General features: G+C 36.3%; 35 protein-coding genes. 6 read left to right on the top strand and 29 right to left on the bottom strand.

Annotated elements, in window-relative coordinates; genetic code table 11:
- Positions 1 to 8: 8 nt before the first annotated feature.
- The 29 genes from rpsD to BS85_RS0101605 form a co-directional block, all read right to left on the bottom strand.
- Complete coding sequence (gene rpsD / locus BS85_RS0101745; RefSeq protein ID WP_026943288.1) at positions 9 to 635, bottom strand: 30S ribosomal protein S4; 627 nt, start codon at positions 633 to 635, stop codon at positions 9 to 11.
- A gap of 9 nt (positions 636 to 644) precedes the next feature.
- Positions 645 to 1,037, bottom strand: a complete 393-nt coding sequence (gene rpsK, locus BS85_RS0101740; RefSeq protein WP_006801841.1) for a 30S ribosomal protein S11 — start codon at positions 1,035 to 1,037, stop codon at positions 645 to 647.
- A gap of 10 nt (positions 1,038 to 1,047) precedes the next feature.
- Entirely contained in the window at positions 1,048 to 1,416 is a 369-nt protein-coding gene (gene rpsM, locus BS85_RS0101735; protein WP_026943287.1) for a 30S ribosomal protein S13, read from the bottom strand.
- Positions 1,417 to 1,427: 11 nt separating this feature from the next.
- Entirely contained in the window at positions 1,428 to 1,541 is a 114-nt protein-coding gene (gene rpmJ / locus BS85_RS0101730) for a 50S ribosomal protein L36 (RefSeq protein WP_005022299.1), read from the bottom strand.
- 228 nt (positions 1,542 to 1,769) lie between these two features.
- Positions 1,770 to 1,988, bottom strand: coding sequence for a translation initiation factor IF-1 (gene infA / locus BS85_RS0101725; RefSeq protein ID WP_026943286.1), 219 nt, complete (start codon positions 1,986 to 1,988; stop codon positions 1,770 to 1,772).
- 20 nt (positions 1,989 to 2,008) lie between these two features.
- Complete coding sequence (map, locus tag BS85_RS0101720; protein WP_026943285.1) at positions 2,009 to 2,767, bottom strand: type I methionyl aminopeptidase; 759 nt, start codon at positions 2,765 to 2,767, stop codon at positions 2,009 to 2,011.
- Positions 2,767 to 4,026, bottom strand: coding sequence for a preprotein translocase subunit SecY (secY, locus tag BS85_RS0101715; protein WP_026943284.1), 1,260 nt, complete (start codon positions 4,024 to 4,026; stop codon positions 2,767 to 2,769). Before secY ends, map begins: the two co-directional genes overlap by 1 nt.
- The gene (gene rplO, locus BS85_RS0101710; protein WP_026943283.1) at positions 4,026 to 4,427 is read right to left on the bottom strand and encodes a 50S ribosomal protein L15; all 402 of its coding nucleotides are present in this window, start codon (positions 4,425 to 4,427) and stop codon (positions 4,026 to 4,028) included. The genes secY and rplO overlap by 1 nt, the downstream gene beginning before the upstream one ends.
- 10 nt (positions 4,428 to 4,437) lie before the next feature.
- Positions 4,438 to 4,878 carry a 30S ribosomal protein S5 gene (gene rpsE, locus BS85_RS0101705; RefSeq protein ID WP_026943282.1) on the bottom strand — a complete coding sequence of 147 codons (441 nt, stop codon included), beginning with the start codon at positions 4,876 to 4,878 and terminating at the stop codon, positions 4,438 to 4,440.
- Positions 4,879 to 4,886: 8 nt separating this feature from the next.
- Positions 4,887 to 5,243 (bottom strand): 50S ribosomal protein L18, encoded by a 357-nt coding sequence (rplR, locus tag BS85_RS0101700; protein ID WP_026943281.1) that lies wholly within the window; start codon positions 5,241 to 5,243, stop codon positions 4,887 to 4,889.
- Positions 5,244 to 5,252: 9 nt separating this feature from the next.
- Positions 5,253 to 5,789 carry a 50S ribosomal protein L6 gene (rplF, locus tag BS85_RS0101695; protein WP_026943280.1) on the bottom strand — a complete coding sequence of 179 codons (537 nt, stop codon included), beginning with the start codon at positions 5,787 to 5,789 and terminating at the stop codon, positions 5,253 to 5,255.
- 9 nt (positions 5,790 to 5,798) lie between these two features.
- Entirely contained in the window at positions 5,799 to 6,194 is a 396-nt protein-coding gene (gene rpsH, locus BS85_RS0101690) for a 30S ribosomal protein S8 (protein WP_026943279.1), read from the bottom strand.
- 9 nt (positions 6,195 to 6,203) lie between these two features.
- Positions 6,204 to 6,389: a type Z 30S ribosomal protein S14 gene (locus tag BS85_RS0101685; protein WP_026943278.1), complete on the bottom strand. Its 186-nt coding sequence runs from the start codon at positions 6,387 to 6,389 to the stop codon at positions 6,204 to 6,206.
- Positions 6,382 to 6,936, bottom strand: coding sequence for a 50S ribosomal protein L5 (gene rplE, locus BS85_RS0101680; protein WP_026943277.1), 555 nt, complete (start codon positions 6,934 to 6,936; stop codon positions 6,382 to 6,384). Before rplE ends, BS85_RS0101685 begins: the two co-directional genes overlap by 8 nt.
- 3 nt (positions 6,937 to 6,939) lie before the next feature.
- Positions 6,940 to 7,176 (bottom strand): 50S ribosomal protein L24, encoded by a 237-nt coding sequence (rplX, locus tag BS85_RS0101675; RefSeq protein ID WP_026943276.1) that lies wholly within the window; start codon positions 7,174 to 7,176, stop codon positions 6,940 to 6,942.
- Positions 7,176 to 7,544: a 50S ribosomal protein L14 gene (gene rplN / locus BS85_RS0101670; RefSeq protein WP_026943275.1), complete on the bottom strand. Its 369-nt coding sequence runs from the start codon at positions 7,542 to 7,544 to the stop codon at positions 7,176 to 7,178. The genes rplX and rplN overlap by 1 nt, the downstream gene beginning before the upstream one ends.
- Positions 7,541 to 7,807 carry a 30S ribosomal protein S17 gene (rpsQ, locus tag BS85_RS0101665; RefSeq protein ID WP_026943274.1) on the bottom strand — a complete coding sequence of 89 codons (267 nt, stop codon included), beginning with the start codon at positions 7,805 to 7,807 and terminating at the stop codon, positions 7,541 to 7,543. Before rpsQ ends, rplN begins: the two co-directional genes overlap by 4 nt.
- Before the next feature lie 2 nt (positions 7,808 to 7,809).
- Positions 7,810 to 8,001, bottom strand: coding sequence for a 50S ribosomal protein L29 (gene rpmC, locus BS85_RS0101660; protein WP_026943273.1), 192 nt, complete (start codon positions 7,999 to 8,001; stop codon positions 7,810 to 7,812).
- The gene (gene rplP / locus BS85_RS0101655) at positions 7,988 to 8,413 is read right to left on the bottom strand and encodes a 50S ribosomal protein L16 (RefSeq protein WP_026943272.1); all 426 of its coding nucleotides are present in this window, start codon (positions 8,411 to 8,413) and stop codon (positions 7,988 to 7,990) included. Before rplP ends, rpmC begins: the two co-directional genes overlap by 14 nt.
- Before the next feature lie 2 nt (positions 8,414 to 8,415).
- Positions 8,416 to 9,123, bottom strand: coding sequence for a 30S ribosomal protein S3 (gene rpsC, locus BS85_RS0101650; RefSeq protein WP_026943271.1), 708 nt, complete (start codon positions 9,121 to 9,123; stop codon positions 8,416 to 8,418).
- Positions 9,123 to 9,452: a 50S ribosomal protein L22 gene (gene rplV / locus BS85_RS0101645; protein ID WP_026943270.1), complete on the bottom strand. Its 330-nt coding sequence runs from the start codon at positions 9,450 to 9,452 to the stop codon at positions 9,123 to 9,125. The genes rpsC and rplV overlap by 1 nt, the downstream gene beginning before the upstream one ends.
- 11 nt (positions 9,453 to 9,463) lie before the next feature.
- Positions 9,464 to 9,745: a 30S ribosomal protein S19 gene (gene rpsS / locus BS85_RS0101640; protein WP_026943269.1), complete on the bottom strand. Its 282-nt coding sequence runs from the start codon at positions 9,743 to 9,745 to the stop codon at positions 9,464 to 9,466.
- Between the two features lie 9 nt (positions 9,746 to 9,754).
- Positions 9,755 to 10,582 (bottom strand): 50S ribosomal protein L2, encoded by an 828-nt coding sequence (gene rplB, locus BS85_RS0101635; RefSeq protein WP_026943268.1) that lies wholly within the window; start codon positions 10,580 to 10,582, stop codon positions 9,755 to 9,757.
- Between the two features lie 10 nt (positions 10,583 to 10,592).
- Positions 10,593 to 10,874, bottom strand: a complete 282-nt coding sequence (locus tag BS85_RS0101630) for a 50S ribosomal protein L23 (protein ID WP_026943267.1) — start codon at positions 10,872 to 10,874, stop codon at positions 10,593 to 10,595.
- Positions 10,875 to 10,876: 2 nt separating this feature from the next.
- Positions 10,877 to 11,491, bottom strand: a complete 615-nt coding sequence (rplD, locus tag BS85_RS0101625; protein WP_026943266.1) for a 50S ribosomal protein L4 — start codon at positions 11,489 to 11,491, stop codon at positions 10,877 to 10,879.
- Positions 11,488 to 12,066 (bottom strand): 50S ribosomal protein L3, encoded by a 579-nt coding sequence (gene rplC, locus BS85_RS0101620; RefSeq protein WP_026943265.1) that lies wholly within the window; start codon positions 12,064 to 12,066, stop codon positions 11,488 to 11,490. Before rplC ends, rplD begins: the two co-directional genes overlap by 4 nt.
- A gap of 9 nt (positions 12,067 to 12,075) precedes the next feature.
- Positions 12,076 to 12,387, bottom strand: coding sequence for a 30S ribosomal protein S10 (rpsJ, locus tag BS85_RS0101615; protein WP_026943264.1), 312 nt, complete (start codon positions 12,385 to 12,387; stop codon positions 12,076 to 12,078).
- Between the two features lie 279 nt (positions 12,388 to 12,666).
- Positions 12,667 to 13,353, bottom strand: coding sequence for an endonuclease III (gene nth / locus BS85_RS0101610; RefSeq protein ID WP_084310123.1), 687 nt, complete (start codon positions 13,351 to 13,353; stop codon positions 12,667 to 12,669).
- A gap of 11 nt (positions 13,354 to 13,364) precedes the next feature.
- Complete coding sequence (locus BS85_RS0101605; protein ID WP_026943262.1) at positions 13,365 to 15,959, bottom strand: YhdP family protein; 2,595 nt, start codon at positions 15,957 to 15,959, stop codon at positions 13,365 to 13,367.
- Here BS85_RS0101605 and mltG point away from each other — a divergent pair.
- The 6 genes from mltG to BS85_RS0101575 all read left to right on the top strand — a co-directional run bounded on the left by mltG (position 15,892) and on the right by BS85_RS0101575 (position 20,879).
- Positions 15,892 to 16,842: an endolytic transglycosylase MltG gene (mltG, locus tag BS85_RS0101600; protein ID WP_026943261.1), complete on the top strand. Its 951-nt coding sequence runs from the start codon at positions 15,892 to 15,894 to the stop codon at positions 16,840 to 16,842. The two genes, BS85_RS0101605 and mltG, sit on opposite strands and share 68 nt — an antisense overlap.
- A gap of 160 nt (positions 16,843 to 17,002) precedes the next feature.
- Positions 17,003 to 17,944, top strand: coding sequence for a malate dehydrogenase (locus BS85_RS0101595; protein ID WP_026943260.1), 942 nt, complete (start codon positions 17,003 to 17,005; stop codon positions 17,942 to 17,944).
- 90 nt (positions 17,945 to 18,034) lie between these two features.
- A complete protein-coding gene (locus BS85_RS0101590; RefSeq protein ID WP_026943259.1) occupies positions 18,035 to 18,346 on the top strand; it encodes a 4Fe-4S binding protein in 312 nt (103 codons plus the stop codon).
- Positions 18,327 to 19,484, top strand: coding sequence for a 2-oxoglutarate synthase subunit alpha (locus BS85_RS0101585; RefSeq protein ID WP_211246890.1), 1,158 nt, complete (start codon positions 18,327 to 18,329; stop codon positions 19,482 to 19,484). The genes BS85_RS0101590 and BS85_RS0101585 overlap by 20 nt, the downstream gene beginning before the upstream one ends.
- Before the next feature lies 1 nt (position 19,485).
- Positions 19,486 to 20,319 carry a 2-oxoglutarate ferredoxin oxidoreductase subunit beta gene (locus BS85_RS0101580; protein WP_026943257.1) on the top strand — a complete coding sequence of 278 codons (834 nt, stop codon included), beginning with the start codon at positions 19,486 to 19,488 and terminating at the stop codon, positions 20,317 to 20,319.
- On the top strand, positions 20,316 to 20,879 hold the full coding sequence (locus tag BS85_RS0101575) for a 2-oxoglutarate:acceptor oxidoreductase subunit OorC (RefSeq protein WP_026943256.1): 564 nt from the start codon (positions 20,316 to 20,318) through the stop codon (positions 20,877 to 20,879). The genes BS85_RS0101580 and BS85_RS0101575 overlap by 4 nt, the downstream gene beginning before the upstream one ends.
- The last annotated feature ends 25 nt before the right edge of the window (positions 20,880 to 20,904 follow it).

Genomic DNA, 20,904 nt, shown 5'->3' with positions numbered 1-20,904 from the left:
CCTACAAATTATTTAGAATACAACTCAACAATGAGCCTTTCTTCAATTGGAATAACCACTTCTTCACGCTCTGGAAGACGCGTAAAGATTCCAAAGACTTTTTCTTGATCCACATCTACCCACGGAACAATTCCTGTTTGTTTTGTTAATTCAATTGCTCTTTGAATTTGTGGATTTTTTTTGCTTTTTTCGCAAATTTCTATTTTTTGTCCTACTCCAACAAGCGCAGAAGGAATGTTTAGTTTTTTGCCATCTACAAGAATATGTCCATGAACCACAAGCTGTCTAGCAAATCTTCTTGTTGTGGCAAATCCCATTCTATATACGACATTATCCAATCTTCTTTCAATGAGCTTTACAAGATTTTCCCCTGTATTTCCCTCTAAACGATTTGCTTCAACAAAAATGGAACGGAACTGCTTTTCAGAAATTCCATACATCATTCTTGCCTTTTGTTTCTCACGAAGTTGAATCCCATATTCTGAAATTTTTCCTCTTCTTTGTCCGTGTTGTCCCGGACCATAAGGACGCTTATCTAACGCGCTTTTCCCTGCTAATCTGCGCTCACCTTTTAATGCAAGGCTAACACCAAATCTTCTTTCAATCTTCTCAACAGGACCTCTATATCTAGCCATTCTCTCTCCTTACACTCTTCTTCTTTTTGGCGCACGGCAACCATTGTGTGGCAATGGTGTAACATCTTTAAACCATAGCACTTTAATGCCTTCAATACTTCCTAAGCTTTTTACTGCAGTTTCGCGTCCGCTTCCGGGACCTTGAATCTTTACTCCAAGCTCTTTGATTCCGTGTTCTTTTGCTTTAGAAACCGCATCTTCAACCGCTTGTTGCGCTGCGTAAGGAGTTGATTTCTTACTTCCTTTAAATCCCAATGCACCCGCTGTACTCCAGCAAATAACATTGCCCATTTCATCTGTGATAGTTACGCTTGTATTGTTAAAAGCGGCAGAGATATGAATAATCCCTCGCGCAATATTCTTTTTGACAACTCTTTTTTTATTTACATTTCTTTTAGCCATTATTCACTCCCTATTTTGATGCACTACCAACGGTTTTTCTCTTACCTTTTCGTGTTCTTGCATTGTTTTTTGTTGTTTGACCACGAACAGGCAATCCCTTACGATGTCTAAGACCGCGATAATTACCTAAATCCATAAGAGCCTTAATGTCCATTGTAACTTTTTTGCGCAAATCACCCTCTACGATATGATGAGCTTGAATTTCTTTTGCAATAGAAGAAACTTCATCTTCACCAAGGTCTTGAACCCTTTTGTCATAAGAAATATTTACAGCATTTAAAATATCTCTTGAAGTCTTTAAGCCAATACCATAAATATAGGTTAAAGCATATTCGATTCTCTTTTTCTTGGGTAAATCAACACCAGCAATTCTCGCCATTATTTTTCCTTTTATCCTTGTCTTTGTTTATGTTTTGGATTCTCGCAAATTACGCGAATCACGCCTTTTCTTTTGATAACCTTACATTTGTCGCACATTTTTTTGACAGAAGGTCTAACTTTCATAACTCACTCCTAACTTTTCAAGACAAATATCTTGTAAATACTTTGCATAAATTTAGAAAATAATCTAAAATTATCACTTTGGAATGTTCTAAATTGCTTTATCACTTCCTAGTAAATAGGCATTGAGTTTATAGTCCTCAAAGGCTTATCCAAATTCACCCAAACGACTATAACTGCAAAAATATTTTTGCAATAAAGTGCGGATTATATTTAAAATCTTATTAAAATCTACTTATACCTAAAAGTAATTCTTCCCTTATCTAAACTATAAGGCGTTAATTCTAATTTTACTTTATCGCCTTGTAGAATTTTAATATAGTGCATTCGCATACGCCCTGCAATATGACATAAAATAATATGCCCATTTTCAAGCTCTACACGAAAAGTTGCATTTGGTAAAGCCTCTTTTACAATCCCATCTACTTCAATCACATCATCTTTTGCCATTTATATTCCCTTTCCTTTGCTTATTCTAAAGACAAAATCTCTGCTTTTCCATTAATGATTGCAACCGTGTGCTCATAATGGCTTCCTTTTAACCCATCAACTGAAACCACACTCCAATCATCCTCCAAGGTTCTTGGCTCACCATCTTTTTGACAAATCATTGGCTCAATACAAAAAACCATTCCTTCTTTGATTTTGTCGCCTTGCTTGGCTTTTTTCCCCTCCAAATAGTTTGGAATCTCTGGTTCTTCGTGCGGCTTTCTACCGATTCCATGCCCACAAAAACCACGCAAAGGGACATAACCATAATCTAAAATGAATTGCTCTATTAAAGCACTCAATTCTTTAAAATGCATTCCCACTTTAATTTGGCTAATTGCAAAATACAAAGCGTCCTTAGAACACGCAATCAAACGTTGGTCTGCTTGTGAAATCTCGCCAACTCCGCAAGTAATTGCTGCATCACCATACCAACCATTTAATTGCGTTCCAATATCAAGTCCAACAATATCGCCAACTTGCAATTTATACTCATTTGGGATTCCGTGAATAATAACTTCATTGACTGATGTGCAAACCGAACCATTAAAACCATACAGACCCTTAAAGGAAGGAGTTGCACCACAAGAGCGAATCATATCCTCACCCATTGTATCCAACTCTTTAAGGGTAATACCGGGTTTAATTTGGCTTTTTAAATGGTTCAATGTTTTACCCACGATTCTACTTGCAGCCCTTAGAGAATCTATTTCAGCAGGTTTTCTAATCGCTATTGACATTACAATCCTACCGCACTTAATGTTTTATATTTATTCATATAAATTTGTGCTTCAATTTTGCGCATTGTATCCACTGCCACCTGCACAACAATCAAAACCGCAGTTCCTCCAAAATAAAAAGGCACACCGGAAGCTTTCACCAAAACCCAAGGCAAAGTTGCAATGATTGCTAGATATAAAGAACCCCAAAAAGTTAATTTATTAGCAACTTCTGTTAAAAAATTTGCGGTGCCCTCACCGGGACGAATTCCGGGTATAAAACCACCTTGTCGTTTAAGATTTTCTGAAATATCTTTTGCATTAAATACAATAGAGGCATAAAAATAGGCAAAAAATACAACCAACAAAAACATTAGCACATTATAAAAATAACCATTAGGATTCAAAAAATCTGCAATTTGCATTACAACACTATTTGATGAGCTTTGCAAGATTGTACTTGGAAACATTAAAAGTGCCGATGCAAAAATGGGTGGAATCACGCCACTTAGATTCATCTTGATTGGAATGTAATTCATGATTCTTTTATCTTGATTCTGCATTACTACTTTGCGAGAATAAGAAATAGGGATTCTACGCTCTCCCAACTCTATAAAAATAATACTAGCAACTGTTGCAATAATAATGACAGCAATAAACAATAACACCAACCAGCTAATTTGATTTGTATTCACAAGATTAAATGTCCCCGCAATTGCACTTGGAATCCCAGACACAATTCCCCCAAAAATAATCAAGCTAATTCCATTGCCGATACCTCTTTGCGTGATTTGCTCTCCAATCCACATTAACAACATTGTTCCACATAGCATTGAAAAGGCTGAAATAGCAATAAAGATATTCATATCAATCATAATTGCACCATTTGCTCCTGTCCCAAGACTTTTTAAGCCAATGGATACGCCCACTGCTTGAATCAATGTAATAACAACCGTTGTGTAACGAATGATTTGCATATACTTTTGCATACCATCACGTTCTTTTTTCATTTTGCCAAGATTGGGAAAGGTAGAAGCTAAAAGCTCCATAATGATAGAAGCTGTAATATAAGGCATAATCCCAAGTGAGATGATACTTAAACGTTCCACAGCATTACCACTAAACATATTAAATAATCCTAAAGCATTGGAAGCGTTGTTATCAAAAAAAGCCTTAATAACGGAAGTATCTACACCGGGAACAGGCACATAAGCTAATACGCGATAGGCTAAAAGAAAGCCTAAAGTAATAAGAATCTTATTGACGATAGTCTTACTCATTATTTATTTCCGCTTGTCGTGATTCTTTCATCTTTGATTTTTGATGCGAGATTCTTAGCTCCAGCACCGATTAGTTTGATTCTGCTTACATAACTTGAAATTTTATGAACCGATTTGATGGTTTCAAAAGTAATTTCACTTAAATTTGCAATCGCTTTAATGGATTCCACATTAATCACATAAGGTTTTACCACACGACTTGTAAAACCAACTTTTGGAAGACGTCTTTGCAAGGGTTGTTGCCCACCCTCAAAACCTCTTTTTTGTTTAGAGCCTGTTCTTGCAGTCTGACCTTTACCACCTCTTGTAGAGGTTTTACCCATACCGCTACCTTGTCCGCGCCCTACTCTTTTAATTTTTTTTACACTACCCTTCGCAGGTGCTAAATTCTCTAATGCCATAGATTTCTCCTTATGCTTTTACCTTAGAAAGTGCTTCAATGGTAGCACGCACAACATTATAAGGATTATTAGAACCTAATGATTTTGTCAAGATATCCTTAATCCCCGCCTTCTCCAAAACCGGACGAACTGAACCGCCTGCGATAACACCTGTTCCCTCGCTTGCTGGCTTTAGCAAAACAACACTTGAGTTGTATTTTTCTTGCACATCGTGCGCGATCGTTGTTCCTTTAATATTTACCTTGATGATATTTTTAAATGCATCGTCAATGGCTTTTTTAATCGCATCAGGAACTTCCTTTGCTTTACCCAAACCAAAGCCAACTAATCCCGCTTTGTTACCAACAACAACCAAAGCATTAAAGCGGAATCTACGCCCACCTTTAACAACTTTTGTAACACGTCCGATATTTACAACATATTCTTCAAATTCTTCTCTATTGATTTCCATATTTACCCCTAAAGATTAATTCCGTTTTCACGGAGAGAATCAGCAAAACTTGCAACAACGCCGTGATACAAATAGCCATTTCTATCAAAAAGCACTTCTGTAATATTTGCTTTTTTAAGACTATCTGCAAGAGCAGCGGCAACTTTTTTCACATCTTCTTTGTTGTTTTTTAAGCCCATTTTTTTGCCATCAACACTTGCCAATGTTACGCCCTTTGTATCATCAATAACTTGTGCATAAAAATATCTGTTTGAGCGAAAAATACTTAATCTAGGAGTGGTGGCACTTCCAAAAATCTTAGCACGGATTCTCAACTTTCTTTTAATTCTCAAACTTCTTTTCTTTTTAATAACTTTATTTATCATTGTTTATCCTTATTTTTTGGAAGTTTTACCAGCTTTGCGGATAATACGTTCATCAGTATATTTAACACCCTTTCCTTTATAAGGCTCTGGTGGTCTAAATTCTCTAATTTCCGCCGCAATTTGTCCAATTTGTTGTTTATCACAACCTTTAATGGTTACAAGATTCTTATCAACTGATATTTCAACCCCTTCAGGAATGTCATAATTAATAGGGTGAGAAAATCCAAGCGCAAGCTCTAAAACTTTGCCTTTTACAGCGGCTTTATAACCTACACCATTAATTTCTAACTGCTTTGTAAAACCTTCCGTCAAACCTACAACAATATTATTTGCTAAAGCCCTATAAGTCCCCCAATATGCTTTTGCCTGTGCGTTTTCTCCATTTAATGAAAAAGCTAATTCGCCATCTTTAAATGAAATACCCACGCGACCATAAGTTTCCAATTCTTTTGTAAGTTTGCCACCCTTAAAAACTATTTTGCTTCCTTCAATGCTCACCTGAACACTACTTGGAATGCTAATAGGTTTCTTTCCAACTCTTGACATTATATTCTCCTACCAAATACTGCAAAGGGCTTCACCACCCACATTTGCTTTATAAGCATCTTCATTTGCAATGACGCCTTTACTTGTGCTTACAACAATTGTTCCATAACCATTTTTAAAACGTTTCAATTCATTTCTACTTTTATAAACGCGTCTTCCGGGCTTTGAGATTCTAGTGATTTCATTAATCACAGAATGTCCTTTTTCATCGTACTTCAACACAACATTAATGGTTTGCTTTTTGTTTTGTTCCACAACTTTGAATCCCTCAATAAAACCCTTTGCTTGGAACACCTCTAAAATAGATACAACAATTTTCGCATAATACAAACTCGTTGTATCCAAACGGCGCATACTCGCATTTCTGATTCTAGTCAATGAATCTGCAATAATATCATTTACCATCTTATCCCCTTACCAACTTGCTTTTCTAAGTCCGGGTATTAAACCCTCATTTCCCATTTTACGAAGACAAACACGGCAAATACCAAAATCTCTATAGACAGAATGCGGTCTTCCACAAATAGAACATCGTGTATATGCTCTAACTTTAAACTTAGGCTTTCTTGCAGCCTTTGCAATCATAGACTTCTTAGCCATTGTTTCTTCCTTTCGCAAAAGGTAAGCCAAAGAGCTCAAGCAATTTAAACGCATCTTTATCATTTGTAGCTGAAGTTACAAATGTGATATTCATTCCATGGCTTACCATAATATCATCATACACTACTTCTGGAAAAATGAGTTGCTCATTTACACCAAAACTATAATTTCCTCTTCCATCAAACCCATTGCGTGGAACTCCTCTAAAATCTTTTACTCTTGGAAGCGCAATGACAATCAATTTCTCTAAAAAGTTATACATTTGATTGCCTCTTAGAGTAACCTTTACACCCATTGGCATTCCCTCACGCATCTTAAATCCCGCAACAGACTTCTTAGCAATCGTAATCACTGCTTTTTGTCCCGCAATCAGTGAGATAGTATCCGCAATATTTTGCATAATCTTTGTATCTTTTGCGTGCATACCCGCACCTACACTGATAACAATTTTCTCTAACTTTGGCAAAAGCATAGGATTTTTAATTCCCAATTCTTCTGCTAACTTTGGTTTAATTTCATTTTTATAGGCAGTCTTTAAAGCAAACATAAATTAGCCCTCCGCTTTCTTGACATTTGAAATATGTATTGGCATTTCTTTATCCACAAAACCACCCTTTGGATTCTTATCGCTTGGTTTCACGGCTTTTTTTGCCACTTTGCAACCCTCTACAATAACTTGTGAAGTTTTAGGCAACACGCGCAAAACTTTAGCTTTTTTACCTTTATCCTCTTTATCACCAGTGATTATTTCTACCAAATCACCTTTTTTAATTTTAAATTTCGCCATTATAATACCTCCGGTGCTAAAGATACGATTTTCATAAAATTAGCATAACGAATCTCTCTTCCAACAGGACCAAAGATACGCGTTCCAATAGGATCTCTTTTGCTATCCAGAATCACTGCAGCATTGTCATCAAAACGAATCAAAGCCCCATCTTCTCGGTGTAATTCTTTTTTGGTTCTAACAACTACCGCCTTAACAACTTGACCCTTTTTTACCTTTCCACTTGGAAGTGCTTTTTTCACAGAGGCAACAATCACATCACCCACCGTTGCATAACGTCTCTTACTTCCACCTAAAACTTTAATACACATAACCTCTTTCGCGCCGCTATTATCCGCAACATTTAATCGTGTAAAACTTTGAATCATAATTCAACTCCCACAGACACAACTTTACGAAGTGTAAAAGCTTTTCTTTTAGAAATTGGCTTACACTCCATTGCTTCAATTACATCTCCAACTTTTACGCTATTATTCTCATCATGCACGATATAGCGTTTAAATCTTTTTACAATTTTTCTATATTTTGGGTGTATAACGCGTCTTTCTACTAAAATCGTTACACTTTTATCGCCAGTTTTTGTAACAACCTTTCCAACAATAACTCTTTTATGCGGTTGCACACTACTCATACTTACGCCCTCCTTTTAGCATTCAGAGCTGTTTTAATTCTTGCAATATCTTTTTTGGCAACTCTTATTTCGCTTGAATTTGTAAGCTGCATTGTTCTTAGCTTTAAATTTAATTCAAACAAAGATGTCTCTTTTTCTTTTAAAAGATCTTTTAGCTCGTCAATGGTTTTTTCATTTATTTCAGTATATTTCATTTTCACCCTCTCTTGTTACAATTTTTGTTTTAAAAGGGAGTTTGCTTTGGGCTAGAGCCAATGCACTTCTTGCAAGAGATTCATCAACGCTTCCCATTTCGTAGATGATTCTACCGGGCTTAATATTCATCACCCACTTATCCACAGCACCTTTACCCTTACCCATTCTCGTTTCAAGAGGTTTAGCAGTCAATGGTTTATCTGGAAAAACACGAATCCAAACCATTCCTGTTCTCTTTGTCGCACGAGTCATTGCAATACGCGCTGCTTCAATTTGGCGAGAGTCAATTCTCCCGTGTTCAATTGCTTTAATTCCAAATTCACCAAACGCTAATGAAGTTCCACGAAACGCTTTACCGCGATTGCGACCCTTCATTTGCTTTCTATATTTTGTTCTTTTTGGCATTAACATAATTATTGCCCCCTTCGTTTTCTAGCTGGACGATTTGGTTTCTCTTCGCCCTCTTCGGTTTGCTTTTCTGATTGGATTCCTTTTTGTAAAACTTCGCCTTTAAAAATCCAAACTTTTACACCAATATTTCCATAAGTCGTCAAAGCCTCTGCAAAACCATAGTCAATTTTTGCTCTTAGTGTATGGAGTGGGATTCTACCTTCCATATACCATTCTGTTCTTGCCATTTCAGCTCCTGCCAAACGACCAGATACACGAACTTTAATGCCTTTTGCTCCTGATTTCATTGCAGCTTGCATTACTTTTTTCATAGCTCTTCTGAAAGCTACGCGTCTCTCAAGTTGTGTAGCAACACTTTCGGCAGATAATTGAGCATTACTCTGCGGTTTTTTAACTTCTTTAATATTAATAAAAATATCTTTATCCACTATCTTTTTTAGAGATTCTTTTAGTTTTTCAACATCCGCACCTTTTTTCCCAATGATGATTCCCGGACGCGCCGCAACAACTGTTACGCGCACTTTTTTAGCAGTGCGTTCAACCAAAATATCACTTACACCCGCATAATAAAGCTCTTTTTTCAAAAACTTTCTAATTTTATGGTCTTCTGCTATATTTTGTGGCGCACTAACAAATGAAGGAAACCATCTGGATTCCCAATTTCTATTAATACCAAGTCTTAGACCAATCGGATTAACTTTTTGACCCATTACTTATCCTTACTTTTTTGTGATACTTCTACAAAAATATGTGAAGTTGGTTTTCTAACTGGAGTTGCTCTACCTCTCGCTCTTGGTGTAAAACGTCTAAGCACAGGACCCGCATCCACTCTACAAGAGGAGACAATCACATTTTCAGCCTCATAACCACCATTTGCAACTGCTGATGCGATCACTTTGGAAATCACTTTTGCCGCTTTATTTGGCATAAATTCCAATGAAGCAATTGCTAATTCAGCATTCATTCCTTGCACTTCTCTCGCAATCAATCTTGCTTTTGTGGGAGATAAACGAATATATCTTAATAATGCTTTACTCATTTTATCCTCCCTTATTTACCAATTTTCTTTTGGACACTACCTTTGTGTCCTTTAAATGTTCTTGTGGGAGCAAATTCACCCAATTTATAACCCACGTGATTCTCTGTTACATACACAGGGACGAAAGCTCTACCATTATGCACATTAAAAGTAAATCCAATCATATCAGGCACGATTGTGCTTCTACGAGACCATGTTTTAATTGGTTTATTGTCTTTTGTCTCTTTTGCTTTCACAACTTTTTTCATTAAATGTTCATCAACAAAAGGACCCTTTTTTATTGATCTAGCCATTTACTTTCCTTATTTCTTTCTTCTTGAGATAATTAACTTATCACTTGCTTTCTTTCTTCTTGTTTTATAACCTTTAGCTGGCATACCCCAAGGAGAAACCGGATGCCCACTTGAGCCTGTTTTACCTTCACCACCACCGTGTGGATGATCTACTGGGTTCATTGCTGCACCTCTCGTTTGCGGACGCACACCTAAATAACGATTTCGTCCTGCCTTACCGATAGAAATATTAGCAAAATCCTCGTTTCCAACCGTTCCAATCGTTGCCATACATTCACCTAGAATGTAACGCATTTCTCCACTTGGCATTCTTAAGATTGAATATTTACCTTCTCTACCCATTAATTGCGCACTAGCCCCCGCACTTCTTGCAAGTTGTCCGCCACGACCGGGATACATTTCAATGTTATGCACTACCGTTCCAATCGGAATATTTTTAATTTTCATTGCATAACCCAAACGAATATCCAAACCACCTTCTGCAGAAATAATGGTATCACCTACACTTAAGCCACTTGGTTGAATAATATAACGTTTCTCACCATCTATGTAAGATACAAGTGCGATTCTGCAATTTCTATATGGATCATATTCAATCGCACTTACCTTACCCTCTACATTGAATTTATTGCGTTTAAAATCAATAATTCTGTAAAGTTTTTTTGCTCCGCCCTCTTTATGACGACTTGTAATTCTACCATTATTATTGCGTCCCGCATGCACAGGAAGTTTAACCAATAACTTTCTTACACTAGCTTTTGCAGTAATATTCTCCGAACTAAGGTTGCTCATAAATCTTCTGCTTGGAGTGTATGGTTTATAAGTTTTAATTGCCATTTTTTACTCCTTAAACTGCCAATGATTCAATTTTCGCGCCTTCTGGAAGCTTTACATAAAACTTCTTGAAGTCGTGTCGTTTGCCAATAACACCACGGAATCTTTTAACTTTTCCTTCTTGTCTTAAAGAATTGATAGACAAAGGCGTTACACCAAAGTATTCTTTAAACACTTCTTTGAGTTGCGTTTTGCTCAACTTCGGAGAAGTTTGCACTACAAGAACGCTTTGCTCTTGAAGTTTTAAAGATTTCTCTGTATACATAATGGATTTAATATCTGTAATACTTGCCATTCTTAACCCTCTTTAGTGATAGATTCAAAAAGCGATTTTTCAATCACTACAGACCTAAATGTTGCTACTAAATAAGCATTCAATTCAGCACCATCAATCAAATAACAATCTTTAATATTTCTAAATGCTAAAAATGTTTTTTCATCAAATAATGCAGAAACAAAAAGTGTATTTCTTTGATTTAACGCTTTAAATAAAGCGTAAGCATCTTTTGTTTTACCACTTTCCACTTGAACTTTATCCACGATAAATAAACTGCCATTGTTCGCTTTTTCCTGTAAAGCATATTGCAGTGCAAGTCTTTTTTGTTTTTTATTTACCTTTAAATTATAGTTTCTATTGTTATTTGGTCCGTGCACAACACCACCGCCTACAAAAACAGGCGAAGTAATACTTCCTGCCCTTGCTCTACCGCCACCTTTTTGGCTCCAAGGTTTCTTGCCACCACCACTTACTCTACCGCGAGTTTTAGCTGTTGCACTATTTGCGCGTAATGAAGCTAAAAACGATTTGATATACAAATAGAGATTATGTGAATTAATATTTTGATAACCCTCTGGCAATTGCACTTCGCCAGATCTTTTCAAGTTTTTGTCTAAAATAATTGCTTTACTCATTTTATAACCTTTATCTTACCAAATGCACCATTGAATCCCGGCACAGAACCTTTTAAGACAAGCACATTATGCTCTTTATCAAAAGAAACAATTTCATTTTGCACTGTTACTTTCTCATTACCATAATGCCCTGACATTTTCTTGCCCGGCTGAACGCGACCCGGCCACTCACGATTCCCAATAGAACCCGGAGCCCTGTGAAATCTACTTCCGTGCGCACCTGGACCACCTTGAAAATTCCATCGTTTCATTACACCACTAAATCCGCGCCCTTTTGTGTTGAAAGAAACTTTTACTCTTTTTGCGTTTTCTAAAGCGGATAAATCCAAATCGCCAACTTCTGCGTTATTTACCTCAAGCGTTGCAAATTTGTTATATTCTTTACCAAGATTGTATTTTTTTTGCTGACCTAAAATGGACTTATTAATACCTTTCCCTTGAGGATAAGCAATCAATGCTTTTCCGTTTTCTATAATTTCGCAAATTTTTGCCGACTTTACTTTTAATAAAGTTACGGGAATACTTGGTTTAGCAATCGTTCTGCTCATTCCAATTTTTTCTACTAAAAATTCCATTTACACCCCTTATTTACCCATTGAGCGGACTTCTACATCCACTTCTGGTGCCATATCTAATTTTGTTAGACCATCCACTGTATCTGGAGTAGCCGAAACAATATCAATGATTCTTGTATGCACTCTAATTTCAAATTGCTCTCTTGAATCTTTATTGATATGGGGAGATTTCAAGACTGTATAACGTCTTTTTTTAGTTGGAAGTGGTATAGGACCACGAATTTCTGCACCGGTTCTTTTCACAGCCTCCACAATAGAGACAACTGATCTATCAAGAACGCGATGATCATACGCCTTTAACTTAAGTCTAATTTTTTCCATATTAACTTTCCTTAACAAAGAACTCATCTCAACAAATGCCCAATTATTTATATAGCGGCATATTTGCACTGATGTATATTTTGGAAGCCGAAATTATACTAGACATTATTGTTTTTAGCAATATATTTTTTGATATTTTGATAATTTATTTCCTTTTAATAAGGACAATACGAAAATATTAAACCCAAAAAGTAATCAAGCAAAATCTCATTCATTGTAAAAATGTATATCAATGCCACTCTTTAAATACTATTGTTGATTGACGAGAGCAAATCCCATCTAACAACGATAGGTTATTTTGCTTTTACACAAATGACTTAAAAAGCACTCGGTGCATTTTGGATTCACCGCTTTACAAGTATAGCGTCCAAAAAGCACCATTGCTTGATGAAGCGTTGCGAGATTGTCTTTAAAGATTCTCGTCAAATCCTCCTCTGTCGCTAAGGGTGTGGTGGCATTACTTAACCCCAAACGATGAGACACGCGGAAAACGTGCGTATCTACGGCGATAAAATTTGCTCCTTTGGATTCTATTAAAACAACATTGGCGGTTTTTTGCCCAACTCCGGGCAAAGATTTCAATGCTTCGCGCTCTAGCGGAATCTCTCCATTATATTTTGTGCAAACTTCTTGTGCCATTGCTTTGAGATTCTTTGCTTTATTGTTAAAAAAACTGCAAGTCTTGATACATTCCTTAATAGAATCCAAAGGAGCATTGCCTAATGCTTTGGGTGTGGGGAATTTTGTAAAGAGTTCTGGAGTGATGAGATTTACTCGCTTATCTGTGCATTGGGCAGAGAGCATCACAGCAATGAGAAGTTCAAAATCGTTGTTAAAGTGCAATTCTGTTCTTGCGTTTTCAAAATGTTCTAAAAAAAGTGTTTTGATTTGTGTGGTTTCCTTTTTTGTTGCTTTTTTTGGAAATTTAGCTATTTTGGATTCTTTTTGTGCTGACTTTTCTTTCATTTTAGATTCCTTTAATTAAAGACTTCAAAAGGTGAAGTTACCACACGTTTTAAAACATTAAAAGGAGAAAGTAAAATATCTTGAACAGCTTGAGTATGCACTTGCGGATTTTCCAATGTGCCATCAACCTTAAAAGCAGTTGAAATTGTGCCATCTTTACCTAATAAAATATAATTTACCAATGGAATCTTATTGATGATTCCACTGAGGGATTTTGCAGTAATTAATTCCGCATTAAAATCAAGTATTTGAGATTCTACCTGCATAATCCCCCTCCCTTTAATATCAATAGAAGAACCTTTAAAATCCAAAGATTCAATCGCTAAAAACTCATCGTTTAAACCAAACTCAACCACGCCTTCATTTACATAATAGCCTTGATTATTAAATCCCGGCGTTTTCAAGCTCAATAAAGAAGGAATCGTATCTACAAAAGCCATAATATTTTGCAATATCTTTAACTCATTTAAAGAGGCATTAAGAAAAGTAATTTTGCCCATTAATGCCCCTTTGGGATTCGTATTTGCATTCATAAAAAAACGTCCATTGCGGACACCCTTTTTTTGTATAAGGGTATTTACAAACTCATCTCCAAATTCCTTTGCGTCCAAAGTTATAGAATTGCCAAATTTATAAAAGTCTGCTTGTCCATTTTTATGTTTTAAACTTGCTTTAATTTCTCCATTAACAAGAGTAATTTCAAAAGAATCTCCTAAAATCGTGCGTTCTTTGACAAACAGATTAGAATTTTGTCCTTCCACAAAAACAGGGGTTGTCTTGTTTTGAGAATTATCGGCAGAAAATTTATCTAAATCCAATCCTAAACTAAGATTCTTTAAACTTACCCTCTCGCCCTCTTTGTTGCTTTGTAAAACAAAAGTGTTATCTTTAGTTTGTAGAGTAAAGCCTTTTGGAGTATAATTAAAAAGTAATTCCATTGCGCTAATTGGCTGATTGTCTTGTTTGTTTCTCAAAATATCTTGCCCTGTGCGCAAAGAAATATCCGCAAAATAGTTTTCAAAATCCTGTGTGGTAACTTGCATTTTTCCTTCTTCTACTTTATATTCTTGCAGAATTTTAGAAAATGGCAAGATTGCACTTAGCTTCCCAAGATTAAAGAGGTAATTTTGTGCGAAAATTGCACTAAAATCAAATGTCGGTAAAGCAAAAACAATCCTTTCGTTTTGCGAAAAATCTACATTAAAAGGTAAAGATTGGTTGGTAACCTGCAAAACTTCAGGAGAGTTTTTAGAGAGCATAAGTGAAGCAATCAATAAATCTCCACCTATTATTTTCCTTTGAGTATCAATAACAAAGTTAGAGTCGCTTTGGAACAATTCTTGGTATCTCGTGTTTTTGGATTCCACCTTAACCAAATAATTTTCTAGCTGGACATTAATAATGCTAGACACTAAGGGAACACCATTGAGCAAAATTTCAATATCTTTGGATTTGAAAATCCCCTTTGCTGTTACATCTAATGTATCTAAATCCACCCCAACATACAAATCGGTTGCGATGTTTGCGCTAGCTGCACTAAGAGGCAAAGTGATTTCATAAGCATTTAAGAGTTTTAGAATTTCAGAATCCAATGCAGCATTAGTCTGAATATAAACTTGTAAGAGCGGATTCTCACTTGTAATATTTTTGATAGCCACTTGACTACCACTTGCATTATGGTTTTGATAGGTTGGATTAAGAGGATAAAACTCTAAAGAATTATTTTGAAATATTAGTTTAACCGATTCTGCGTGAGCTGGTGGAAGATGAGGGTGAAAAATCACTTCTGCATTATGCGCTTCTCCTGATACATAAAGAGAAGTAATAGAATCTTTAAGAATATTTTGACTCTTTAGAGGAATAGAAATAGAAAACTCATCAATACGTGCAGATTCCACACTATAATTATCAAAAATCCACTCCTCTACAAGCTTATTTTCAAACTTTGGCAATAAATCACGCAAGAATTTAATATCTACAAAAGTATCACTAGAGCCTTTAATGTCAATCTTTCTAAGATTGCTTTGGACTTGCAAATTAAGGCGCATATATGAATAATAGCTACTTTGATTAACAAAACTTAAATCGCCATTCATTTGCACATTTTGACGGCGCAAATCGTATTCTCCACTCCCGTGATAATAGATCCCATAAGACTTAAGATATAAATCTTGAATCCCAATAAGAACCTTGGAGGATTCTTCTTGCAGATTAATCTTGGCATAAATTTCTGGTAAATTTAATGTAAAATTATTTCCGTCATAATAAAGAGTTGCTTGATAGCCTTGAAAGTCAATTTTTTGAATATTAATCTTTTGAAAATATTGCAAAATAAGATGAATGCCTTTAACATATCGCATTTGCGTATTGATATTAAAATCATCAGAGGTTTTAGCTGTTTTTATTTTATTAAGATTTAAAGATTCTATTTCTAAAATCAGTTTTTTATCTAATCTTAGATAAAATCCTTGAATTTGCGTTCCGGCTAATCCGAAACTTTGAATCTTAATTCCATTATATAAAAAGGCATAAAATACGATGAATATCCCGAGCAAAAAGGCAAAAAATAAAGTAATTTTTAGTGTTTTAATAGATGGTTTTCTCATTGCACTCATTGTTTTGTGTTTTTATTTACAAACCCCGATAAATTCTAGTCGGGTAGTTTATATACCAAAAGGTGGAACGAGTGAAATTATAACATACTTACAAAAAAATGACTTTGATCTTTTAAACATTGATAAGCAAATTATCAGATTTTTTGGCTATCCACAAAGCGGTTGGTTAGATATTGGATACACTTACTTGAGTAAGGGGGATTTTCTCTACGCTCTCGCAAACGCAAAAGCTGCACTAGAGGAAATCACTTTAATTCCCGGTGAAACTTTATATTTTTTTATCAAAAATATTAGTCAGCAATTAAATCTAAATGAAAAAGCTTTGCATTTAGCCTATACAAATTATTCTCCAATGAGTGAGGGGGTGATTCTAGCAAACACCTACAAAGTCCCAAAGGGTATTAGCGAAACACATTTAATGTATTATTTGGTGAATACCTCTTTAAATGAACACAAGAAATGGGCAATTAAATTTTTAGGAGAATATGATGAAAGGCAATGGTTTAGATATATCATTATTGCTTCTATTATTCAAAAGGAATCGGCAAACGAAGAAGAAATGCCGCTTGTCTCTGCAGTGATTCGGAATCGTTTGGAAAAGAAAATGCGACTACAAATGGACGGCACTTTAAATTATGGACAATACTCTCATACAAAAGTTACGCCCGAAATGATACGAAATGATACAACCCACTATAACACTTATCGCTATGATGGAATCCCAAAAGCACCTGTTGGTAGCGTAAGCTTTAAGGCAATTCAAGCGGCAATATTTCCCGCAAATGTTGATTATCTCTATTTTGTGAGAAACAAAAATGGTGTGCATTCTTTTACAAAAAATTATGATGAACACTTAAAGAATTTTTCAAAGTAATAAAAAGCATTTAGAAAAAGTCAAAATATAAGATTAATTTAAGAAAAAATACTTGAAAATACTTTTGAACAAGTTTAAGCAAAAAGTTAAAGAAAATTTTGCTTTTTTGAGTAGCAATCTTGATTTTTTAATACATCTCAAGACAATTTAAGGATAGATAATGGAAAGAGTTAAAAAGGTTGGAATCATTGGTGCGGGTAATGTAGGCTCTACTCTAGCTTATATTCTCTCTGCTACAACACCTTATGAGATTATTTTGCAAGATAAGGATAAAGACCGCGCAAGAGGAATGTTGCTAGATATGTTCCAAGCTTCTTGTATTGGCACAAAATTTACAAAATTAGGTGTTATTACTTCGCCTCAAGATTTAAAAGGTTGTGATGTCATTGTAATTGCCGCAGGCTCACCGCGGTTACCGGGTATGAGTCGGAATGATTTACTTCTAGCTAACGCAAAAGTAATTAGTGAGATTTCTAAAAATATCAAAGAAAACTCACCGGAAGCAATCGTTGTTTTAATCACTAATCCGCTAGATGCTATGGTTTATACCGCCTTAAAAGAGACTGGCTTTAATCCAAAGCAGATTCTAGGAATGGCAGGTGTGCTAGATAGTGCGAGAATGGTAAGTTTCATTTATGAAAAACTGCAATGCGCTCCCGGGCAGATTATGGCACCTGTAATGGGCGGACACGGCGATGATATGGTTCCACTTCCTCGTTTCTCTATGGTGAATGGTGTGCCACTTTCTGAATTATTAAGTGCAGAAGAAATTGAAGAAGTTGTGCAACGCACACGAAATGCAGGAGCAGAGATTGTAAGTTGCCTCAAAAAAGGTTCTGCCTATTTTGCACCCGCAAGAGCGGCTGCAGAAATGGTTAGGGCTATTATGAGTGATAGCCATAAGATTCTGCCTTGTTCTGTTTTGTTACAAGGGGAATATGGTTATAATGATGTAGTAGGTGGCGTTCCAGTAGAGCTTGGAATACACGGGATTGAACGCATTGTGGAATTAAAATTGAACGCGGAAGAAAAAAGACAATTTGAACGTTCTATCAATTCGGTTAAAAACCTAATTGAAACATTAAAAAATGATTTTTTCTAAATCTATTTCAAGGAGGAAGACATTAAAAAACTTTAAAAAGTAGGCAATTACGCGAAATAGGTTTAAAATTTAGAATATAAGGAGTTCAATATGGGATTATTAAAAGCCCCAGATAACACACCGGTTTGGGTGAATGAAAATCGTTGCAAAGCTTGTGATTTATGTGTATCTGTTTGTCCAACAGGCACTCTTGCAATGCGTTTAGATGAACATAGAGTTTTAGGTAAAATGGTAGAAGTGCTTCACCCAGAAAGTTGCATTGGCTGTCAAGATTGTGAATTGCATTGCCCTGATTTTGCTATTGCAGTTGCAGATAGAAAAGAGTTTAAATTTGCAAAATTGACCGATGAAGCAAAACAGAGAGCTGAAGCCATCAAAGCAAATGGCTATATGGCTATATAAGGAGCAAGAAGTGAGTAGAGAATTAATTTCAAGCGGAAATGAATTAGTCGCACACGCAGCAATTGATGCGGGTTGTAAGTTTTTTGGCGGGTATCCTATTACGCCTTCTAGTGAAGTGGCTCACGAGATGAGCGTATTGCTTCCACGCGAGAATGGGAGCTTTATTCAAATGGAAGATGAGATTGCTGGAATCTCTGTTGCACTAGGTGCTTCTATGAGTGGTGTAAAGTCTATGACTGCAACTTCAGGTCCCGGAATCTCACTAAAAGCCGAACAAATTGGGCTTAGCTTTATGGCAGAAGTGCCACTTGTGATTGTCAATGTTATGCGTGGCGGTCCCTCCACAGGTCTTCCAACGCGTGTAGCACAAGGAGATGTCGCACAAGCAGCAAATCCAACACACGGAGATTATCAATCCATCGCATTATGTCCGGGAAGCTTAGAGGAAGCCTATACAGAGACATTCCGCGCATTTAATTTAGCAGAAAAATTTATGACACCCGTATTTCTCCTCCTAGATGAAACATTAGGACATATGCACGGAAAAGCGATTGTGCCAGACTTAAATAAAATGCAAGAAACAATCGTGAATCGCCGCACTTATAATGGGGACAAAAATTCTTATAAACCCTATGATGTGCCACAAGATGAACCTGCAATTCTCAATCCTTTCTTCAAAGGCTATCGTTACCATATCACAGGATTGCATCACGGACCAACAGGCTTCCCAACAGAAGACGCAGTGCTTTCTCAAAAACTCATTGATAGACTTTTCAATAAAATCTTGAGCAAAAAATCTGAAATTGTAACTTATGAAGAATACAAGCTAGACGATGCAGAAATTCTTTTAATTGCTTATGGTTCTACTTCAAGAAGCGCAAAAGAAGCAGTGGATAGATTGAGAGAAGAAGGCATAAAAGTTGGTTTATTCCGACCTATTACACTTTGGCCCTCACCAACCGAAGAACTTGCAAAATTGGGCAAAAAATTTAATAAAATCCTAGTTGCCGAGTTGAATAAAGGGCAATATGTTAAGGAAATAGAACTTGCAATGAAAAAAGAGGTTGCGTTATTAGCAAAAGCAAATGGGCGTCCATTATCCCCAATGGAAATTATGAGCAAAATTAAGGAGTTATAAAATGGCATTTAATTATGATGAATACTTAAGAGTGGATAAAATGCCAACACTTTGGTGTTGGGGCTGTGGTGATGGTGTCATACTAAAAGCAATCGTGCGTGCCATTGACAAATTGGGTTGGAATATGGACGATGTTTGTTTGGTAAGCGGAATTGGTTGTAGCGGACGCGTTTCTTCTTATGTAAATTGCAATACAGTGCATACAACACACGGAAGGACACTTGCCTATGCGACAGGGATTAAACTTGCAAACCCTACAAAAAAGGTGATTGTAGTGGGTGGTGATGGCGATGGTTTAGCTATTGGTGGTAACCATACAATTCACGCGTGTCGTAGAAACATTGATATTAACTATGTTCTTATCAATAACTTCATTTATGGTTTGACAAATTCTCAAACTTCCCCTACAACTCCGCAAGGAATGTGGACTGTAACCGCACAATATGGCAATGTAGATCCAACCTTTGACCCTTGCAAACTTGCCACTGCTGCAGGTGCAAGCTTTGTTGCAAGAGAATCTGTTTTAGACCCTAAAAAACTAGAAAAAGTCTTGGTAGAGGGATTCTCCAATGAAGGCTTTAGCTTCTTTGATATTTTTAGTAACTGCCATGTAAATCTTGGTAGAAAAAACAAAATGGGAGAGGCTATTGACACGCTCAAGTGGATTGAAAGTCGTATCGTTTCTAAGAAAAAATACGATGAATTAAGCGAAGAAGAAAAAAGTGGCAAATACCCAATAGGAATCCTACATCACGATACAAATAAAATGGAATATTGCAAAGCCTACAAACAAGTGCAAGAAAAAGCACAAGCAAAAAAAGGAGGTGCAAAATGAGAAGACAACTCCGTTTTACAGGTGTTGGTGGGCAAGGCGTTTTGTTAGCAGGTGAGATTCTAGCAGAAGCACAAATCAAAACAGGCGGATATGGTGTTAAAGCTGCAACTTATACTTCTCAAGTACGCGGAGGACCAACAAAGGTTGATATTCTATTAGACAAAGATGAAATCCTCTATCCTTATGCGAATGACGGGGAGGTAGAATATATGCTTTCCACCGCTCAAGTTAGCTATGACCAGTTCAAAGACGGCTTAAGAGAGGGTGCAATTATTGTAGTAGAACCCAATCTTGTAACTCCTAATGCAGAGGATAAAAAGAAATTCAAAATCTACCCGATTCCAATCATTAGCATTGCGAAAAATGAAGTAGGAAATGTCGTAACGCAATCCGTTGTGGCTCTTGCAGTAACCGTAACTCTCACACAATGCGTAGATAGAGACTTGGTTTATGACACAATGATTAGCAAAGTTCCTGCAAAAGTTGTAGAGCTGAATAAAAAAGCCTTTGAATTGGGCGAAAAATATGCCAAAGAAGCCTTAGCAAAAGGTTCGCTGTAAAATCTCCAGCCCTTTTGGGCGCAGG

It is taken from the genome of Helicobacter rodentium ATCC 700285, assembly GCF_000687535.1.
GTDB classification, from domain to species: domain Bacteria; phylum Campylobacterota; class Campylobacteria; order Campylobacterales; family Helicobacteraceae; genus Helicobacter_D; species Helicobacter_D rodentium.
The sequence above is the reverse complement of the archived record's forward strand: the minus strand, read 5'-3'. Positions and strand labels throughout refer to the sequence as shown.

What these genes read in the sequence shown, in the direction of transcription:
- mltG (WP_026943261.1), top strand. Translation starts at nt 15,892, where the DNA reads ATGAATATCCCGAGCAAAAAGGCAAAAAATAAAGTAATTTTTAGTGTT.
- rpsJ (WP_026943264.1), bottom strand. Translation starts at nt 12,387, where the DNA reads ATGGAAAAAATTAGACTTAAGTTAAAGGCGTATGATCATCGCGTTCTT.
- BS85_RS0101605 (WP_026943262.1), bottom strand. Translation starts at nt 15,959, where the DNA reads ATGAGAAAACCATCTATTAAAACACTAAAAATTACTTTATTTTTTGCC.
- rplN (WP_026943275.1), bottom strand. Translation starts at nt 7,544, where the DNA reads ATGATTCAAAGTTTTACACGATTAAATGTTGCGGATAATAGCGGCGCG.
- rpsK (WP_006801841.1), bottom strand. Translation starts at nt 1,037, where the DNA reads ATGGCTAAAAGAAATGTAAATAAAAAAAGAGTTGTCAAAAAGAATATT.
- map (WP_026943285.1), bottom strand. Translation starts at nt 2,767, where the DNA reads ATGTCAATAGCGATTAGAAAACCTGCTGAAATAGATTCTCTAAGGGCT.
- rpsH (WP_026943279.1), bottom strand. Translation starts at nt 6,194, where the DNA reads ATGGTAAATGATATTATTGCAGATTCATTGACTAGAATCAGAAATGCG.
- BS85_RS0101575 (WP_026943256.1), top strand. Translation starts at nt 20,316, where the DNA reads ATGAGAAGACAACTCCGTTTTACAGGTGTTGGTGGGCAAGGCGTTTTG.
- rplE (WP_026943277.1), bottom strand. Translation starts at nt 6,936, where the DNA reads ATGTTTGCTTTAAAGACTGCCTATAAAAATGAAATTAAACCAAAGTTA.
- nth (WP_084310123.1), bottom strand. Translation starts at nt 13,353, where the DNA reads ATGAAAGAAAAGTCAGCACAAAAAGAATCCAAAATAGCTAAATTTCCA.
- BS85_RS0101630 (WP_026943267.1), bottom strand. Translation starts at nt 10,874, where the DNA reads ATGGCAAGTATTACAGATATTAAATCCATTATGTATACAGAGAAATCT.
- rplV (WP_026943270.1), bottom strand. Translation starts at nt 9,452, where the DNA reads ATGAGTAAAGCATTATTAAGATATATTCGTTTATCTCCCACAAAAGCA.
- rplR (WP_026943281.1), bottom strand. Translation starts at nt 5,243, where the DNA reads ATGATAAATAAAGTTATTAAAAAGAAAAGAAGTTTGAGAATTAAAAGA.
- secY (WP_026943284.1), bottom strand. Translation starts at nt 4,026, where the DNA reads ATGAGTAAGACTATCGTCAATAAGATTCTTATTACTTTAGGCTTTCTT.
- rplX (WP_026943276.1), bottom strand. Translation starts at nt 7,176, where the DNA reads ATGGCGAAATTTAAAATTAAAAAAGGTGATTTGGTAGAAATAATCACT.
- rpsE (WP_026943282.1), bottom strand. Translation starts at nt 4,878, where the DNA reads ATGGAAATCAATAGAGAAGAATTTGAAGAATATGTTGTAAATATCGGA.
- rplC (WP_026943265.1), bottom strand. Translation starts at nt 12,066, where the DNA reads ATGGAATTTTTAGTAGAAAAAATTGGAATGAGCAGAACGATTGCTAAA.
- rplO (WP_026943283.1), bottom strand. Translation starts at nt 4,427, where the DNA reads ATGGCATTAGAGAATTTAGCACCTGCGAAGGGTAGTGTAAAAAAAATT.
- BS85_RS0101580 (WP_026943257.1), top strand. Translation starts at nt 19,486, where the DNA reads ATGGCATTTAATTATGATGAATACTTAAGAGTGGATAAAATGCCAACA.
- rpsD (WP_026943288.1), bottom strand. Translation starts at nt 635, where the DNA reads ATGGCTAGATATAGAGGTCCTGTTGAGAAGATTGAAAGAAGATTTGGT.
- rpmJ (WP_005022299.1), bottom strand. Translation starts at nt 1,541, where the DNA reads ATGAAAGTTAGACCTTCTGTCAAAAAAATGTGCGACAAATGTAAGGTT.
- rpsM (WP_026943287.1), bottom strand. Translation starts at nt 1,416, where the DNA reads ATGGCGAGAATTGCTGGTGTTGATTTACCCAAGAAAAAGAGAATCGAA.
- BS85_RS0101585 (WP_211246890.1), top strand. Translation starts at nt 18,327, where the DNA reads ATGGCTATATGGCTATATAAGGAGCAAGAAGTGAGTAGAGAATTAATT.
- rplD (WP_026943266.1), bottom strand. Translation starts at nt 11,491, where the DNA reads ATGAGTAAAGCAATTATTTTAGACAAAAACTTGAAAAGATCTGGCGAA.
- rpmC (WP_026943273.1), bottom strand. Translation starts at nt 8,001, where the DNA reads ATGAAATATACTGAAATAAATGAAAAAACCATTGACGAGCTAAAAGAT.
- rpsC (WP_026943271.1), bottom strand. Translation starts at nt 9,123, where the DNA reads ATGGGTCAAAAAGTTAATCCGATTGGTCTAAGACTTGGTATTAATAGA.
- BS85_RS0101685 (WP_026943278.1), bottom strand. Translation starts at nt 6,389, where the DNA reads ATGGCTAAGAAGTCTATGATTGCAAAGGCTGCAAGAAAGCCTAAGTTT.
- infA (WP_026943286.1), bottom strand. Translation starts at nt 1,988, where the DNA reads ATGGCAAAAGATGATGTGATTGAAGTAGATGGGATTGTAAAAGAGGCT.
- rpsS (WP_026943269.1), bottom strand. Translation starts at nt 9,745, where the DNA reads ATGGCTAGATCAATAAAAAAGGGTCCTTTTGTTGATGAACATTTAATG.
- BS85_RS0101590 (WP_026943259.1), top strand. Translation starts at nt 18,035, where the DNA reads ATGGGATTATTAAAAGCCCCAGATAACACACCGGTTTGGGTGAATGAA.
- rplP (WP_026943272.1), bottom strand. Translation starts at nt 8,413, where the DNA reads ATGTTAATGCCAAAAAGAACAAAATATAGAAAGCAAATGAAGGGTCGC.
- BS85_RS0101595 (WP_026943260.1), top strand. Translation starts at nt 17,003, where the DNA reads ATGGAAAGAGTTAAAAAGGTTGGAATCATTGGTGCGGGTAATGTAGGC.
- rplB (WP_026943268.1), bottom strand. Translation starts at nt 10,582, where the DNA reads ATGGCAATTAAAACTTATAAACCATACACTCCAAGCAGAAGATTTATG.
- rpsQ (WP_026943274.1), bottom strand. Translation starts at nt 7,807, where the DNA reads ATGAGTAGTGTGCAACCGCATAAAAGAGTTATTGTTGGAAAGGTTGTT.
- rplF (WP_026943280.1), bottom strand. Translation starts at nt 5,789, where the DNA reads ATGTCAAGAGTTGGAAAGAAACCTATTAGCATTCCAAGTAGTGTTCAG.